2 protein-coding genes are annotated in these 1,321 nt (G+C 71.5%); both read left to right on the top strand.

Annotated features, from left to right (window positions below; genetic code table 11):
* Positions 1-279: 279 nt before the first annotated feature.
* On the top strand, positions 280-1,122 hold the full coding sequence (locus G6019_RS10620) for a DUF6474 family protein (RefSeq protein ID WP_182613346.1): 843 nt from the start codon (positions 280-282) through the stop codon (positions 1,120-1,122).
* Positions 1,119-1,321 (top strand): copper resistance protein CopC (locus tag G6019_RS17725; RefSeq protein ID WP_182627561.1); only part of this gene is annotated, 203 nt, incomplete at its 3' end. The genes G6019_RS10620 and G6019_RS17725, both read left to right, overlap by 4 nt.

The raw sequence follows: 1,321 nt of genomic DNA, 5'->3' as shown, positions 1-1,321 counted from the left end.
GGCCGCCATCGCCCGCAGGCGCACACCCTCGTCGAGCGGGGCCGTCCGCCACCAGGCGGGACCGGCGTCCCGCTCACGAGCCACGCGGTGCAGACACCTGGACCCCGAGGCAGGTCCCGCCACCGCACCGCCGGGGCCCCCGCTCGATCCGTTCCGCGCACCATCCATCGACGTCCATCATGGCCCACTCCGCGCACGGACACCGGTCCGGTGCTCACCGGTCGCCCGTTCGCCTAGGCTGGGGACCTGATGTTCGCGACGAGAGAAGGATCGACGCCCATGGGCAAGCTGACGACCTACCGCGACAAGCGCGCCGAACTCCGCGCCCACGCCGCCGCGCTCAAGGCCACCGCCATGACCGAGGCCAAGCTCGCCGCCAAGGAGACCCGGCACAAGGCCAAGGAGGCGCATCGGGTCGAGCTCGCCGAGGCGAAGAAGCGCGCCAAGCTGGCGGGCAGGAACGCGGACCGGAAGGCCAAGCGGGAGGCCAAGCGCGCCAAGCGGCAGGACGCGCTGGCCCGGAAGGCGTCCCGGAGGGACCGCAAGGCGGAGAAGACCCTCGCCAAGCAGGAACGGGCCACGCTCAAGCGGGAGGCCAAGTTCCTGGCCAAGGACCGGAAGGCGGCCGAGAAGATCGAGGCCGCGGGGCGGAAGCACGAGTACCAACTCGCGGAGATGGAGTTGAAGAAGCTCGAGGGCACCAAACTCGGCAAGGAGGACGTGCAGCGGTGGCTGAGCCTGGCCAAGGTCGCCACCCCGGTGCTGCTCCCGATGGTCTACAAGCTCGTCTCCAACGCGCAGGGTTCCACCGACAGGTCCGCCGCCGGCGCCGTGGACCTCAAGGCGGCGGGTATCGACGCCACCGGACCGGGAGCCGCTCTCGGTGCCCGCATCGTCCGCCTGGAACAGACCCTCGACCAGCTCGAGGTGGACCGCCGCGGCGATCGGCAGGTCGAGGACTTCCTCGCCTCCACCCGGTCCCGCCTCAAGGATCTGAGGACGGCCGTCGAGACCGCCGAGACCACCCCGACCGCCCAGCGACGCGAGGTGCACTCCGCCATCTCCGGCGAACTCGACCGGGTCAACAAGGACGTCCTCGCCCGCCTCGGCGTCACACCGTGAGCGGGGTCCGGACGCGGTGGACCTCAGGCGTGCTCGCCGCCGCCGTGATCGCCGGTGGCGCGGCGGTTCCCGCCACCGTCCTGGTCCCGGTCGCCGCGGCGCACTCGGTCCTCGTCTCCGTGGAGCCCGAGGACGGGGCGACGCTCGACGCCTCTCCGGATCAGGTGGCCCTGACGTTCAACGAGGAGATCAACCAGAT

The sequence above is a fragment of the Dietzia sp. DQ12-76 genome (assembly GCF_014145045.1).
In the GTDB taxonomy this organism is placed as follows: domain Bacteria; phylum Actinomycetota; class Actinomycetes; order Mycobacteriales; family Mycobacteriaceae; genus Dietzia.
The sequence above is the reverse complement of the archived record's forward strand: the minus strand, read 5'-3'. Positions and strand labels throughout refer to the sequence as shown.